General features: G+C 34.7%; 16 protein-coding genes. 2 read left to right on the top strand and 14 right to left on the bottom strand.

What is annotated here, in order from left to right:
- Window positions 1-4: 4 nt before the first annotated feature.
- The 4 genes from ligA to hisD are packed head-to-tail and all read right to left on the bottom strand — an operon-like array spanning window position 5 to window position 4,756.
- Window positions 5-2,107 carry an NAD-dependent DNA ligase LigA gene (gene ligA / locus HY04AAS1_RS04525; RefSeq protein WP_012513937.1) on the bottom strand — a complete coding sequence of 701 codons (2,103 nt, stop codon included), beginning with the start codon at window positions 2,105-2,107 and terminating at the stop codon, window positions 5-7.
- Entirely contained in the window at window positions 2,104-2,940 is an 837-nt protein-coding gene (locus HY04AAS1_RS04520; protein WP_012513936.1) for a bifunctional 5,10-methylenetetrahydrofolate dehydrogenase/5,10-methenyltetrahydrofolate cyclohydrolase, read from the bottom strand. The genes ligA and HY04AAS1_RS04520 overlap by 4 nt, the downstream gene beginning before the upstream one ends.
- A complete protein-coding gene (locus HY04AAS1_RS04515) occupies window positions 2,937-3,479 on the bottom strand; it encodes a hypothetical protein (RefSeq protein WP_012513935.1) in 543 nt (180 codons plus the stop codon). The genes HY04AAS1_RS04520 and HY04AAS1_RS04515 overlap by 4 nt, the downstream gene beginning before the upstream one ends.
- On the bottom strand, window positions 3,476-4,756 hold the full coding sequence (gene hisD, locus HY04AAS1_RS04510; RefSeq protein WP_012513934.1) for a histidinol dehydrogenase: 1,281 nt from the start codon (window positions 4,754-4,756) through the stop codon (window positions 3,476-3,478). The genes HY04AAS1_RS04515 and hisD overlap by 4 nt, the downstream gene beginning before the upstream one ends.
- Before the next feature lie 58 nt (window positions 4,757-4,814).
- Between hisD and HY04AAS1_RS08370 the strand changes: the two genes are divergently transcribed.
- Together HY04AAS1_RS08370 and HY04AAS1_RS04505 are read left to right on the top strand one after the other, a co-directional pair.
- Window positions 4,815-4,991 (top strand): DUF3311 domain-containing protein, encoded by a 177-nt coding sequence (locus HY04AAS1_RS08370; protein ID WP_012513933.1) that lies wholly within the window; start codon window positions 4,815-4,817, stop codon window positions 4,989-4,991.
- On the top strand, window positions 4,984-6,462 hold the full coding sequence (locus HY04AAS1_RS04505; RefSeq protein ID WP_012513932.1) for a sodium:solute symporter: 1,479 nt from the start codon (window positions 4,984-4,986) through the stop codon (window positions 6,460-6,462). Before HY04AAS1_RS08370 ends, HY04AAS1_RS04505 begins: the two co-directional genes overlap by 8 nt.
- On the opposite strand, the gene nth is transcribed toward HY04AAS1_RS04505, so the two are convergent.
- From nth to rpmH, 10 genes are read right to left on the bottom strand one after another with little or no spacing between them, the layout of a single operon-like run.
- Entirely contained in the window at window positions 6,395-7,072 is a 678-nt protein-coding gene (gene nth, locus HY04AAS1_RS04500; protein ID WP_012513931.1) for an endonuclease III, read from the bottom strand. The genes HY04AAS1_RS04505 and nth overlap by 68 nt on opposite strands.
- A 4-nt stretch (window positions 7,073-7,076) precedes the next feature.
- Window positions 7,077-8,597: a hypothetical protein gene (locus HY04AAS1_RS04495; protein WP_012513930.1), complete on the bottom strand. Its 1,521-nt coding sequence runs from the start codon at window positions 8,595-8,597 to the stop codon at window positions 7,077-7,079.
- 11 nt (window positions 8,598-8,608) lie between these two features.
- On the bottom strand, window positions 8,609-9,451 hold the full coding sequence (speE, locus tag HY04AAS1_RS04490) for a polyamine aminopropyltransferase (RefSeq protein ID WP_012513929.1): 843 nt from the start codon (window positions 9,449-9,451) through the stop codon (window positions 8,609-8,611).
- Between the two features lie 35 nt (window positions 9,452-9,486).
- The gene (locus HY04AAS1_RS04485) at window positions 9,487-10,584 is read right to left on the bottom strand and encodes an aminotransferase class I/II-fold pyridoxal phosphate-dependent enzyme (RefSeq protein WP_012513928.1); all 1,098 of its coding nucleotides are present in this window, start codon (window positions 10,582-10,584) and stop codon (window positions 9,487-9,489) included.
- The gene (gene rpe, locus HY04AAS1_RS04480; protein ID WP_012513927.1) at window positions 10,577-11,236 is read right to left on the bottom strand and encodes a ribulose-phosphate 3-epimerase; all 660 of its coding nucleotides are present in this window, start codon (window positions 11,234-11,236) and stop codon (window positions 10,577-10,579) included. Before rpe ends, HY04AAS1_RS04485 begins: the two co-directional genes overlap by 8 nt.
- The gene (locus tag HY04AAS1_RS04475) at window positions 11,233-12,201 is read right to left on the bottom strand and encodes a 3-dehydroquinate synthase II (RefSeq protein WP_012513926.1); all 969 of its coding nucleotides are present in this window, start codon (window positions 12,199-12,201) and stop codon (window positions 11,233-11,235) included. Before HY04AAS1_RS04475 ends, rpe begins: the two co-directional genes overlap by 4 nt.
- A gap of 17 nt (window positions 12,202-12,218) precedes the next feature.
- A complete protein-coding gene (locus HY04AAS1_RS04470; protein ID WP_012513925.1) occupies window positions 12,219-13,529 on the bottom strand; it encodes a SurA N-terminal domain-containing protein in 1,311 nt (436 codons plus the stop codon).
- A gap of 18 nt (window positions 13,530-13,547) precedes the next feature.
- Complete coding sequence (yidC, locus tag HY04AAS1_RS04465; protein ID WP_012513924.1) at window positions 13,548-15,092, bottom strand: membrane protein insertase YidC; 1,545 nt, start codon at window positions 15,090-15,092, stop codon at window positions 13,548-13,550.
- Window positions 15,092-15,298, bottom strand: coding sequence for a membrane protein insertion efficiency factor YidD (gene yidD, locus HY04AAS1_RS04460; protein WP_012513923.1), 207 nt, complete (start codon window positions 15,296-15,298; stop codon window positions 15,092-15,094). Before yidD ends, yidC begins: the two co-directional genes overlap by 1 nt.
- Window positions 15,295-15,435 (bottom strand): 50S ribosomal protein L34, encoded by a 141-nt coding sequence (gene rpmH / locus HY04AAS1_RS04455; protein ID WP_041308036.1) that lies wholly within the window; start codon window positions 15,433-15,435, stop codon window positions 15,295-15,297. Before rpmH ends, yidD begins: the two co-directional genes overlap by 4 nt.
- Window positions 15,436-15,476 lie beyond the last annotated feature (41 nt).

Below are 15,476 nucleotides of genomic sequence, written 5' to 3'. Positions count from 1 at the left end.
CTCCTTACTTGCTATCTTCTAAAAGCCTTAAAAACTCCTCTTCGCTTATAGTTTTGATACCTAGCATGTTTGCTTTTCTTAGTTTGGTAGCACCTGGATCCTGTCCTACCACAAGGTAAGATGTATGATGAGTTACGCTATCTGATGTAGTGGCTCCAAGGGATTCTACCATTTGTCTGGCTACCTCTCTGGTACAACAAGAAAGTGTGCCCGTGAAAACAAATTGTAAACCGGCAAGCTTATTAGACACAGCTTCAGATACTTCTTTTAAAAGTACACCAGCTTCTTCTAACCTTTTTATCGTATTTATATTTTGCTCCAAGCCAAAAAACTCTTTTATACTTCTTGCAACTATATCCCCTATATCCTCTATATTTCTTAAGTCTTCTTCTGAGGCTTTTACTATATTCCATATATCCTTGTAATATGAAGCAAGTTTTTTTGCAGTGGTAAGCCCTACGTATCTTATGCCAAGACCATATAACACCCTTGCTAGGCCTCTTCTTTTTGAAGCTTCTATGGCATCTATAAGATTCTGAGCTGATTTTTTGGCAAACCTTGGAAGCCTTACCAAATCTGAAAATTTAAGATAGTAGATATCTGCTATATTTTTCACAAGTTTGGCATCGTACAAAAGCTGAGCCACAGCTTCCCCTAAACCTTTTATATCCATTGCATCTTTTGATGCAAAATGCCTAATCCTTAACACCACTTGAGCTGGGCAGGATATATTTATACACCTCCAAGCCACTTCGCCGGGGGCTTTTACAAGCTTAGAACCACAAGAAGGACAATACTTTGGAAAAACGATTGGCTTGGCATCTTTGGGCCTTGCTTCTTTTACAACGCTAACCACATAAGGTATCACCTCACCAGCCCTTTCTATAATAACCGTATCTTTTATGTGTATATCTTTTTCTCTTATAAAATCTTCATTGAACAAAGAAACACTTGATATGGTAACCCCGCCCAAAGATACCGGTTCTAATTTTGCCACTGGTGTTATATTGCCTACTCTTCCAACACTAAATATCACATCTAATATTATGGTAGTGGCTTGTTTTGCTTTAAATTTAAAAGCAGTGGCCCATCTTGGAGCATGCGATGTAAAACCTAGTTCATCGTACAAAGATATATCGTTTACTTTTATCACCATTCCATCTATTTCATAAGGTAGTGATTCTCTTTTTGATTCAAAGTATCTACAGTAATCTATAACCTCTTGGATATTTTTACAGAGTTTCATATCCAAAAACGGCGTTTTAAAACCAAGATCATGAAGCATTTTTATAGCTCCGTAGTGAGTTTTTGGCATATTGTTTGTGGGTTCTACGTATGTTATTTGGTAGACAAGGGCTGTTAGAGGTCTTTTGACTACTTCTTGGGGGTCTTGAAGTCTTATAGAACCAGCCGCTAAATTCCTTGGATTTGCGTAAGGAGGTAAGTTTTCCGCCATCCTCTCTTCGTTTATCTTTTTAAAATCATCTTTATTTATTATGACTTCTCCTCTTATTTCTAAAAGCCTAATACCTTGTTTTGAAAAATTTGCCCTTAGTGGTATCGTCTTGATAGTTTTTAGGTTTTTAGTAACATCTTCACCTACTTCCCCATCTCCTCTAGTAGCTCCTCTTACAAATAGATCGTTTTCGTATAAAAGCGATATACCAGCTCCGTCGTATTTTGGCTCAACGCAGTATTCTATATGTTCTTTTCCGCTTAATTCTTTTACTCTTCTATCAAAATCTCTTAAGTCATCTTCGTTGTAAGTGTTGTCTAAAGAAAGCATCGGTGCTAAGTGCTTTACTTGAGGAAATGTGCTTGATATATCGGAAGATACCCTTTGAGTGAGTGAGTCTGGGGTTATCAAGTCTGGATAATTATCTTCTATGCTTTTAAGAAATTTATAAATAGCATCGTACTCAGCATCTGATATAACGGGTTGATTTAACACATAATATCTATAGTCGTGATAATTTATAAGCTCTCTTAACGTATTGATTATTTTTATAGCTTCTTCTTTGGAAAGTTTAGGTGGATGTTTGTCTGGAGAAAGGTTATAAGTTTTTAAAATCTCTTTTGTTTTGTCTATAAAGAATTTGTCATTCATATGCGTTGTTTATAAGCTTTTAATGTATTAAGAAGAAGTGTTGCTACTGTCATAGGCCCTACACCACCAGGAACAGGTGTTATAAAAGAGGCCTTTTGGGATATACTTTCAAAATCTACATCTCCAACTATTTTCCCGTTTACTTTTGAAATACCAACATCTATCACCACTGCACCCTCCTTTACCATGTAGTCTTTTATCAAAAATGGTACTCCAGTAGCTGATATAAGTATATCGGCAGTTTTTGTGTATTCTACAATATCTTTTGTGTATTTGTGGCATACGCTTACCGTGGCATCGTAATTTAGCATAAGCATAGAAAGAGGTTTACCCACTATAAAACCAGCTCCTACTATACATACGTTTTTACCTTTTAGATCTATGTTGTATTCATCCAATAAAAGCTTAATACCAAGAGGTGTACAAGGGATAAAAGCGTTTTCCAAATCCCCAGAAAAAAGCTTGCCCATATTTTGAGGATGAAAGCCGTCTACATCCTTTGATGGGTCTATGGTGTCTATTACTTTTTGCATTGATATATGTGATGGCAATGGAAGCTGTACCAATATACCATCTACATCTTCTTGCTCATTTAGGCTTTTAATATGATTTAAAAGCACATCTTCTTCTACATCTTTTTCAAACATATCAAGTTGGGAGCTAAAACCAACATCTGCACAAGCTTGGACTTTGTTTTTTACATACACCAAACTAGCTTGGTCATCTCCCACAAGCACCACTACAAGCTTTGGTTTTCTCTCAAGATGTTTGACCTCTTGTTTTATGTTGTGCTTTATCTTCTTTGCTAAGCTTTTACCATCTAGTATATTCATACGCTCTTTAAATCCTTTATATTTATATTCAAATCAAGATTATCAGCTTTTATCTCTAAGTTTTTATAATACCCAGCTTTAGATCTATCTTTAAAATATACACTAAATTCTTTGTTGTGAGCGTTATCAAGTATATCCATTTTGTAAAGTTTTCCATCTTTTACGTAAACCATTTTTTTATAGACTCCGTTTTCACTTTCATATATAGTATAACCGTCTTTGCAAAGCACTTTATCGTCTTTGGTTATCACATCACCGTAAAAAAGCTTTGATAGATCAATAGGCAGGCTGATGCAACCAGATCCAAAACAAAGGTCTTTTTTAAAGTTTAAATTGCCGATAAACGTTTCCAACGTATAGTTGTCTTTGGCTTTTACCAAAGAAAAAGGATACTTTAAAATGCCGTAAGAAACGTAGCCTTCAGTGGTAAAATCTTGCGGGATAGAAACATTTTGATATTTATAGGGCTTGCACTTTGTAACAGGAGCACAAGAGTATATTAAAAGCCCAAAACAAACAAGAAAAAGTATTTTTTTCATAAACCTCTTAATTCTATAGAGGATGCATGAGCGTGAAGACCTTCTATTTTTGCAAGGTTATGGGCATGGTGTTTTACTTTGTCAAAGCCTTTTTTTGACACGTAAAGTATGGAAGAGCGTTTTACAAAATCATAAACGCCTAAAGCCGATGAAAACCTTGCGCTTCTTCCGGTAGGTAGCGTATGATTAGGGCCAAGACAGTAGTCTCCTAAAGCTTCCACAGTATACTCTCCTAAAAATATAGCACCGGCATTTTTTATAAATCCTAAAAGCTCAAAAGGATTTTCCGTATTTATTTCAAGATGCTCTGGGGCTATCATATTAGATAGTTCACAGGCTTTTTCTAAGTTTTTTACTATAAATATAGCTCCGTAGTTATCTATAGATTTTGAGGCTATATCTTTTCTTTCTAACTGTGATAAGAAAACATCAATCTCTTTGGCCACTGAGTAAGCCAAATCTTCGCAGTTTGTTATCAAAATAGCACTAGCTAGTTCATCATGCTCGGCTTGGGATAGCATGTCCATAGCAATAAAGCTTGGATCTGCAGAAGCATCGGCTATAATAAGCACTTCTGAAGGACCAGCCACCATATCTATTCCCACTATGCCATAAACCAATCTTTTTGCAGTGGCAACGTATATATTACCAGGACCGACTATCTTTTCTACAGCTGGTATTGTCTCAGTCCCGTAAGCTAATGCTGCTATGCTCTGAGCTCCTCCCACTCTAAATATCCTATCTACACCGCATATATAAGCAGCAGCCAATACTTCTTTCGTGGGTTTTGGACATACCATATAGACATTGGAAACACCGGCTACTTTTGCAGGTACTGCGTTCATAATAACAGAAGATGGATAAGCGGCTTTGCCTCCAGGCACATAAAGACCTGCACTTTCTACTGGTAATACCCTTTGGCCCAATATCATCCCATCTTCTTCTACCATAAAAGATTTCTCTTTTTGATTTTCATGGAATTTATACACTCTTTCATAGGAAAATTGAAGAGCCTTTTTGGTGTTCTCGTCTAAATCTTTGTAAGCGTTTTCTATGGCTTCTTTTGGTATCTCTATGCCTTCTTTTTTAAGGTCAATGTTATCAAACTCAAGGGCGTATTTATATAAAGCCTCATCTTTGTATTTTATAACGTTTTCTATTATCTCTCTTACCTTATCTAGATACTGCTGTTCAAACACCTTAGCTCTGTTTAAAATCTTCTCTAAGATTTTTGAGCTTTTAAAATCTTTAATTGTAAAATCTTCAATAGCAATCATAGATATATTTTATCAGATTTTTTCCAAAAGCATAAAAAATTTGTTTATAATATTTATTATGTATTATATATTTCTTGGTATTCCAGCTTTGATTTATATGTTTATATTTTTATATAACCATAAAAGCCCAGAATTTTTTGGGATGCCATTTTTTTACTGGTTTCAAATCTTGATGCTTGTAATAACATCTATTTTTTACGCTTTGGCGGTGTTTTTGGGAAAAGACGATGGTTAGTCTGATAGTGTTTTTGGCACTTTTTATCGTGTTTTCTTACCTTGGTTTAAAGGGTAAAGACTTTAGGGCTGGGAATCTCGATCTGTTGCACGAATGGGCTCTTGGGGGGCAGAGATTTGGGGCGTGGTTGCTTTGGTTCTTAATAGGGGCTGATCTTTTTACAGCTTATACTTTTATAGCGGTACCTTCTGGATTATTTGCCAAAGGTCCTATATTTTTCTTTGCAGTGCCTTATGTGGCTATGGGATTCGGAGTGGCTTTGGCGGTTATGCCAAAGTTTTTTGCAGTCTCAAAAGAAAAGTGTCATATAACGGCGGTGGATTTTATAAAAGATAGGTATAACTCTAAAAGCTTAGCCATTATGGTGGCGCTTGTTGGTATAGCGGCAGAGCTTCCTTATATAGCCCTTCAAATCGTTGGTATGAAGGTAGTGTTATCTACACTTCTTATGCAGTTTAAAGGTATAAATCAAAACTTTGTAAACGAGATATCTCTTAGTTTAGCGTTTTTGATACTATCTTGGTTTACTTACAAATCAGGGCTTAGAGGAGCTACTCTTACGGCGGTGCTTAAAGACTTTCTCATACTTGGGACTGTTGTAGTGCTTAGCCTTTATATACCTTTGCATTACCATGGTTTTTATAAAGCTTTTGAAATAAAAAAAGCATACGCCACGTTGAATCCAAAACTTATAAGCGCATATATAAGTTTATCTGTTATGAGTGCCTTAGCGTTGTTCTTATACCCTCATGCTATAACGGGTTGTCTTAGTTCAAGTGATGTGAAAGTTTTGAAGAAATCTATAGCGTTTTTACCTATTTATGGAATCGGCCTAGCTATTCTGGCGCTTTTTGGTGTACTTATATACGAAGTAAAACCAGCTATGGATATGTTAAACCATATACCAGCTTCTGCTAAAGGTTCTTTTGTGGTACCAGCGTTGATAGTTTCCACAATGCCTCAGTGGTTTAGCGGTATAGCTTTACTTGGAATATTCATAGGCGGTCTTGTGCCAGCTTCTATAATGGCTATAGCAAGCTCAAATCTGATGGTAAATGTACTTAGAGAGTTAAATATTTCAAATCCTTCAAACGAGACAAAGCTTGCAAAATGGTTTTCATTCTTGTTTAAACTAATTCCTCTTCTTTTTGTATTTCTAGTACCTCCTACTTTTGCAATAGCATTGCAGCTAATTGGTGGTATTGTCATACTTCAAACGCTTCCTTCCATATTTTTAGGGCTTTTTGTAAGACATTTAAACAAAGAAAGCCTTATGATAGGACTTGTAACTGGTATTATTTTTGGTATCTACGAGCTTGAAAAAGTAAATCATTTTGGTATCATACAAAACGTTCTAATGCCATCTTCTTTTGGTCCTATATTTATAGGTTTGCCGGCTTTGGCTATAAATCTTTTTGTTGTTTTGATCGGTTCTTTTTATCAATACATTTTCCGCAAAAGCGCTCGATAGGACATATGTTGCAGCTTGGTTTTATGGGTTTACATATACGCTGACCAAAGGATACCAAATATCTATTTATATCAATCCAATATTTTTTAGGTAGTATGTTTTTTAGCGCCTCTTCTGTTTGTTCTGGGGTTTTTGTTTTTACTAAGCACCATCTGTTGGTAATACGATGCACATGCACATCTACACAGATGGCTGGTATGCCAAACCCTTCTGCCAATACCAAATTCGCTACCTTAAGCCCTACACCAGGAAGTTCAAGAAGCTCTTCCAACGTATTTGGTATCTTAGCGCTATATTTTTCTACCAAAATCTTTGAAAGCTCTTTTAAGTTTTTTGCTTTTGTGTTGTAAAATCCAACGCCGTATATAAGCTCCTTTAACTCTTCTTCTTTGATGTTGTACAAATCCTCTATAGATTTTACCTTAACAAAAAGTCTTTCACAAACCCTTGCGGTAGTCTCATCCTTTGTTCTGGTGGAAAGAAGGGCGCATACAAGCACCCTAAAAGGGTCTTTTGTGGTATGAGCTATAAGGGTAACAACCGGTGCATGGTTTTCTTCATAATCTTTTTTTAAAATCTTAAACACTTTAGGTATGTCGGTTTTTTTCACCGTTTCACTTGTATATAAGCTCTATATATTTGGTGGTATCTGCAATTTCTGGTAAAGGTGGTGGATTTTCCATGCTATAACCTGTTAGAAAATACCAATCGTCAAATATATTGTAGCCAGTGTTTTCTATAAAAAATCTCATTTTCTTTGCTAAGTCTTCTGGATTTCCGCATTCTAATATATAGTTTGCTAATTTTTTGTTTTGGTCTTCGATGCTTTTAATATTAAAAGCCTCAAATCTTTTTCTTTCGTAGTTTAGATTTATATCAGAGATATAATATCTGTTTACCTTTCTTAGCTTGTTGCTTAGCTCTTCATCAAGAAGTTTTCTGCCAAAGATAAGCTCTTCTTGAAACTTTTCAAATATATCGGCATGTCTTGCTTTGGTCCACATTTGCATAACGCCTCTTTGGGCGGTTTCGTTAAAAGCCGTGGTAGGACCCATAGCCCATACGTGGGGGTTTATGTGAAGATGTATTTCATCGCATATGGCATCAAGCTGTGCATGAGTGTAAATACCCATCACTTTCACATGAGATTTTATAAACTTATCCTTAAACAAGGATAACATAAAGTATTTGTAGTTTGGATTTATTTCTGGATTGCCGTAAAGCCTTACTTCAAACTTACCTTCCAAATCTCTTAGATAGTCTACTGCTTTTAATATGATGTGATGGCCCTTTGTTACTTGCCAGTTGGATAAGAATGCAAAGATTGTTTTTTTTCTTGGTTTCGAATATTTGGCTTTGGTTTTTTCTATGATATCTTTTGATCTTTTTTCATCCCTTTTGTTGGCGGCAAAACCTTGCTCTGGTAATACTAAGTTTATTATGTTATCTGGTTTTACGCCAAAATCTAATATAGCATAAGCCCCGTAAGCGCCGTTTGATATATTTAGGTTTATGACATCTTCCATGAGGTATTTTCCGTAGTCAAGCCTTCTTTTCATCTCTATTGCCACCACTTTTTTCTGGGATTCTGTAAGGTTTAGACCCATCATGATGTTGTATTCTTCCACAAATCTTTCTGGTGTAAACTCATCTTGGGCTATACATTGAAATTTGTTTTGCTCATACTTATAAGTAGAAAACATATGCCAAGAGGGTTCTAATAAGTACATAGAATGCATAGTGTTTAGGACCTTATATCCAAATTGTTTAGTTTTTTCTATTATAGAAAGGGGCATAATAGATTGAAAATGTATAAAGTCCCAATCGGGCTTCATAGCTAAAAATTTAAACCATATCTGTGTAGTAGGTTCTTCGTAGACTTCGGTCATAGGAGAGTATCCGTGCTGATATAAAAACCAATCTCTTCTGGTGAAGACATTGTATGTAATACCTTCGTATTGGGCGTTTAAAAGATCAAATTCATTTTGCTTGCCTATCATAAAAGGTGGTAATATAGTAAACACTTCCACATGGTGGCCTAAGTTTTTTAGGTTTTTAGCAAGAATATAGATGTGCTTATCTTCTCCGCTTTGTGGTTCCGAAGGCGGTACCCATCCTACCAGTAAAACTCTCATAAACTCTCCTATCAATATTTAAAATTACCGTTTAAAATCTTTTGATAAAAGTTTGGTGGCAAAAATGCGTTTTTGTGTATTTCATCTGAGTAAAATCTCGTTTCTACATCAACTTCTCTTGATATTTCTCGTGGATTGTAAACTTTGGAACCCACTGAAAAACTCCACCAATACCCAGCGTATACTGGTATAACGGTGGTGTAAAGGTCTACTATAGGAAAGCTTTTTTTCAAAGCTTTTTGAAAACGCACAACTATATCAAGATGATAGTGCAAAGATTCAGATTGTCCAACGTATATACCATCTTCTTTTAAAGCTTCAAACACATATTTAAAGAACTCTTCTGTGGTAAGTACATGTGCGAAACCAACAGGATCTGTAGAGTCTACTATGATAACATCAAACTCATTTTTATAGTCTTGAATGTATTTAAAACCATCTTCATTTAGTATGATAGCTCTAGGATCATCCATCGAACAAGCGACGGTGGGGAAAAACTTTTTAGACACTTCTACTACATCTTTATCTATATCCACCAATACAGCTTTCTTTACAGACTTGTGTTTTAAAACCTCTCTTAGGATGCCACCGTCTCCTCCACCTATTATTAGCACATTTTGGGGATTTTTATGAGCAAACATTACAGGATGAGTTAGCATTTCGTGATAGAAAAATTCGTTTTTTTCTGTAAATTGCACTACACCATCAAGTATCAATATTTTACCAAAGTAATGGGACTCTACTACTTGAATCTCTTGATATTTTGACTTGCCTTCGTAAAGGATTTTGCTTATGCCATAACAATGTCTTATAGGTGCATAAGGGTCTCTCTCCATAAAATATACATCTTTCATAGTTTCTTCTCCTCTCTAAACAAGTTTTATTCAAATTATAGCACGTTTTTTATGCGAGATATAGCTTCTTTTAAATATGCTATATCCTTTGCAAAAGAAAATCTTACAAATCTATCGGTTTGATTGGTACCAAAATCTATTCCAGGTGTAATTGCTACCCTTGTTTTTTCAAACAGAAAATCGCAAAATTCTTTCGATGGAATATTGTATTTTGATATATCTGCCCATATATAAAAAGCTCCTTCTGGCTTTACTGGTATGTTAAATATATTTTTTAAATCCTCGTAAAAGAAATCTCTTCTTTGTTTAAAAGTATTCCTAACGAAGTTGAGATATTCATAGTCAAAAGCCCCCAAGGCAGCGTATTGGGATAGAGTAGGAGCACTTATAAACATATTTTGAGATAGTCTTTCTATGTCCTCTATATATCGTTCTGGTACTATAATCCAACCTATTCTAAATCCTGGCATACAAAAGAACTTAGAGAAACTATTTATTACAAAGATATTATCGCTGTAAGAAAGAGCAGTTTTTATGCTTTTATCATAAGTAAGTCCATGATATATTTCATCGCATACAAAGATCTTTTTATTTGCTTCACAAAATTCTATTATATCTTGTAGGTTATCTTCGCTGTATACAACACCAGTGGGATTCGAAACTGAAGAGATTAAAAGTAAATCAAATTCAACGTTTTTAAGGTGCTCTTTTGTGATTTGGAAGCTTGTATCCTTGAAAACAGGTATTTTTACTATATTTTTATCAAAAGCGTAAGCTATGTTTTCGTAACAAGGATAACCTGGATCTTGTAAGGCTATGTTTTTTTCTTCTAAAAGCCCAAATATCAAAGAAAAGGCTCCTGAAGAACCAGTAGTTATGATGATTCTTTCTGATGATATTTCTATGTTGTAGAAATTTCTGTAGTAAGTTGATATAGCATCTCTTAGGGCTTTTAAGCCTTTTGCTTCAGTATAACCAAAATATCCACTGTTTACGGCTTTTTGAAGATGTTTTAAAACGTTTGGAGATGGTGCTAAATCTGGCTCTCCAATTTCAAGATGGATTGCATCTTCAAAAGATGATGTTTTTTTTAGAATGTCCATTACGATAAATGGTTTTATATGTTTAAACATTGCTTATAAAATCTTTTATTTTTCTAGTGATGGATTCTATGTCTTTTTCTTTAAATATGCCGGAGCCTATAACAAATATATCGACATATTCTTTTACAAGGTGCAAATTGTTAAATTTCAATCCACCATCCATTTCTACAAGACAATTTAGACCTTTTTCTAAAATTCTTTGTTTTAAGCTTTTAGCACGAACAATTGAACGATCTATAAAGCTTTGACCACCAAAACCAGGATTTACAGACATAAGTAGTATGTAATCGGCATAATGCACAATCTCATCGATGCTATCCAAAGATGTACCGGGATTGATGGCAACACCGGCTTTTGCTCCAAGGGTTTTTATCAGCTCAACAGTCCTATGAATATGAGGTACGTTTTCTATGTGAACAGACACCATAGATGCTCCAGCTTCTACAAACTCTTTTATATAGGCATCTGGATTGTTTATCATAAGATGAGCGTCAAAAGTGACATTTGGCAATTTTTCTTTTAAACATTCTAAAACATAAGGTCCCACTGTGATATTTGGTACAAAAGCCCCGTCCATTACATCAAAATGTATTATATCTGCCCCGCCTTTTAATGTAGCTTCTATATCTTTACCTAAATTCCAAAAATTAGCAGAAAGTATTGAAGGAGCAAGGTATTTCATTTTTCTGTGATGGTTTCGTCTACCTTCATACCAAAATGCCTTCCTTCTTGTTCTATATATCCTAACACCTTATCACCTTTTTTTAGTTCTACCACAGATATAAGTTCTCCGTCTGGTTTTACAAGCCTTATAGTTTCTGCGTTTTGAAGCACCGCTGATAGTTTTTTGCCGTTTGAGATAGCTTCTACTAAAAGCATAGGTCTTCTTTCAATCTTTGCTCTTCCTACGTAAACTGTCCTTCCGTTGCCGTTTTTATCGTACACCATCACAGGTTTTCCAGCTTCTGCTTCACACAAGTATATAGTTTTGTTGTTGGGAGCCTTGATATACATATGTACAGCACCAGCGTTCACCCTAAAAGGTCTTGAAGCAACGTAAGGGTTTTCTTCTGTTTCTGCCGCCACCAAAAGCATTCCACCCGAAGAGTTGCCCACCAGCATACCTTCTGCTTTTTTAAATATAGAAGTTGTGTCTACGCACACTCTATCTCCCATGCCTACTGGTAGCACTCTTAAGATTTCAGCTTCTACAAGGTTTAATTTTTCTTTTGGTTCCACTACGTTTGATATCTTTTTTATAAGATTTAAATCAGGATCTTTTAAAACGACACCCTTTACACCTTTTTCCAATATGTTTAAGGCGGTTTTCGCTTCTTCTTCGGATTTTACTATAACATATACATCTTCTTTTTGGGCTATGATATTTTCCAACGGAATTATAGTCCAATCTGTGGTTTCTACTAGTACCTTTTTTGGTGATTTAGCAGCCCTTAGCTCATCTTCTTTGTTTAAAATCTTGATATACTCTATATCTTCTCCCAATATCCACGTTTCTATTTTACCTAACTTACTTACGTTTTTTGCCTCTTCTTCTGATTCTACTATTATAGCTTTTACGCCAGACTCTAAAGCGGTTGTGATAGCATTCTTCTCTTTAGACCACAATATAAATTCTTTCTCTTCCATAACATTATTTTAGCACATTAAAGGTTGTTGTATAAGCTCTTGTTTATATCTATCTTGGCATGAGCTCTTAAATCTTTTATAAGGTAATTCATTAAAACGTTTGCTTTTAGACTTATCAATTGAACAAATGTCTGTTCGGGATTTTGCTGATTTTTTATGCTTCTTGAGTCCACTTCTATTATTACGTAAGCGCTACCGCTAGCGGAGACGTAGGGACCAAAGAATGCAGGTGTTTTTTCTGTAACCATCGGCACTATATCGGAAGATTTTATATCCACCATTGTAGATATTTTAGATAAAGGTAGGTTGTTAAATGCTACAGGCTTTATACTTACAGGTTTTTTAGCTTTTAAGTTATTGTATATATTTTTAGCAAAATCTTTTAAAGCCAATATCTTTTTTTCCATTATTAAATCTTGGATCACTTGGTTTTTTGCTTGAGAAAGCGGCATTATAGCAGCGTTTTTTGTACTTTGATATGTGAAGATGTATATGTTGTTACCAACGTTTCCTACTAGCACAGGATTTTGCGGGTTTAGGGCTTTTACTACTGCACCAAAAGTTTTTGACATTGTTTTTTCATCAAAAGCTTTGAAACCAGGTGGTATTTTACCAGATTTAAGAGCCATGTATATTTCTCTTGCTTTATTTTTGTCTGTGGTTTCCCAATATATTATAGATGATGGGTTTACTATTTTAAACTCATCTTTATGTTTGTTGTAATAGTCTTCTATTTCTTGTTCTGTTGGTGTATAGTTTATGTTTACAGAGTTTGGGTCTATTATATAGGCTTTCCCAGATAAAAGTGTGTTGTTTATCATATTAGCTGCATTTAATTCTATATCGCTAACATAAGATGCGTTTGTGACAAACAAGGTATATTTTTGTATGGTAAGTTGCTTTTTTATATAGGATTCATAGGTTTCTGGTGTATATCCGGCTTCTGCTAACACAGCTTTATATCTATCAAAGTTGAATTTTCCATCCACTTGGAAAGAAGGATCTTGAGATATTATATCTGCCACTTCTTTATCGGATACTAAAAAGCCTTCTTTTTTGGCTTGTTCGTATAAAAGATCATCATCTATGAGAGAATTTAAAATCTCTTGCTTTAATATGGGTGTCATTTGTTGGTTGGTTCCCATGGCTACTCTTCTAAAATCTGCTATACTTATGCAATCACCATTTGCTTTTGCTATGCAGTTTTCTGATGAATGAAACAAAGACGTAATGTTACCAGCCGCAAAGTTCCACAGGAAAAAAGCTGCTGTTACTATACCTGATAAGATAGCAAACGTTTCTTTGTGTTTTCTTATAAACTCAAACATATCACTATTATAACACTTTTATTTTGTTTTTTGGGGTTTTGTTGGCGGGTTTAATTTATCTTTTAGTAAAACTTTTCTAATGAGGTAAGTTTGTAAAAAGCTAAGTATGTTGTTTATAGTCCAATAAATTACTAAAGCTGCTGGGAACGAAGCAAACAAGAATACAAAAAATAAAGAACTTATATACATGATAGAGTTTTGTCTTGGGTCTGGATTTGGGGTTAGTCTCAAAGACATAATCATGGTTATACCCATTAAAATAGGTAAGATATAATACGGGTCTTTTTGGGTTAAGTCGTGTATCCATAGAAAATGAGCCAGTTTTAAATCTGCTGTTATCACAATAACCTTGTAAAGGGAGAAAAATATTGGGATTTGCACAAGTATGGGTAAGCATCCCGAAGCTGGGTTAAAGCCCACTTCTTTGTATAGTTTCATAATTTCTTCTTGCATTTTAACGGGGTCGTCTTTGTATTTTTCTTTGATTTTTTCCATCTTTGGAGCTACTTCTGAAAGTTTTGACATTGATAACGTAGATTTGTAGTTTAGCGGGAAGAACAATATTCTTATTAAAAGTGTCAAAACAAAAATAGATATTATCCAGTTTCCGGTTTTTATATAAATAAAATATAAAAATTTAAACAAAGGCTCTACCACTATTCTAAAGTCTCCAAAATCAAGCACATCAGTAAGGTTTGCTTTCTTAAGCAAGTCATACTCTTTTGGTCCAAAAAACATAAGAGCTTTACCATCAAAGGAGACAAGCATGAATGTAAAGTCATCTTTACCTAGTCTTTCTTTGTATATCTGTATAGAATTTATATGGCCTTTTATTCCTTGAAAGAAGAATCTACTTTCTTCGCCTGCAAAAGATATGTTGCCGGTTATTACTTTATAAGTTTTTATATCATCATTGTCTAGTCTTTTAACATTTTCGTTTATATCAAAAACTGGTCCTTGGTGAGTATGTAAATCCTCTTCGTTTAGGTTGTTGCCAATCATTACAAAATAGGGTTTGTTATAACCTATCAAAGATACGCTTATTTTTGATATAAAACCCTCTTTATCAAAGGATATATCTTTAACAACGCTTATGTTTGGTAGCTTTAGTGTCATAACGACGTTGTTGTTGGTTACCGAGATGTTGTAGTTGCTAAAGTTTATAGCCTCGTCTATAGAAGGGTTGCCGGTGTAAACTTCTAAAGGAAAAACCTTTAGTGCGTATTCTTGGGGGGTTATAAGGTTTTGTTTAAAGTTTTTGATATAATAGTATGTTATCCTACCACCGTTGTAAGCAAATTTTACATCTGCATCTTTAAAATGAAGTAAAACTCCGTTTTGTATATCCTGGGTTTGTCTTTGGTTGTTGAGAAATAAGTTTATACCGCCCTGATATTGATAAGTAAAAATTGCTTGATTAGCAGTTGTTTTTTTAGCTTTTTGCTGGGGGGTTGTTACTGTTGGGCTTTTAAAAAAGTATTCAGTGATGTATTGATAAGCAAGTATAGTAATAGATACTGCAAAAAATATTGCAATTAATCTTTTTAAATCTATCTGTTCCATTATGGATAATCTATACCACCCTTATTCCAAGGATTGCATCTTAATATGCGCCAGAAAGCTTTCATACCACCTTTAAAAGCTCCATACTTTTCAATGGATAAAATAGCATAATGAGAACATGTAGGATAAAATCTACATGAGCTAGGATATAAAGGTGATATACAAATCTGCCAAAACCTAACAAATTTTATAAGCAAATATTTCAAGGGACTAGTCTCTTTCTCCCCTTTTGTCTTCTTCTTTTTATAACATTTCTACCAGACCTTGAAGACATACGGGCTAAGAATCCGCTCACACGTTTTCTTTTCCTATTTGAAATATGAGGTTTTAAAGCATTTGTCATAGTTACCTCTTTTTAAATGGGTAGATATTTATAATCGCCTC

It is taken from the genome of Hydrogenobaculum sp. Y04AAS1, assembly GCF_000020785.1.
Lineage (GTDB): Bacteria > Aquificota > Aquificia > Aquificales > Aquificaceae > Hydrogenobaculum.
Note: the sequence above shows the minus strand (reverse complement) of the source record. Positions and strands in the feature narration are given on the sequence as shown.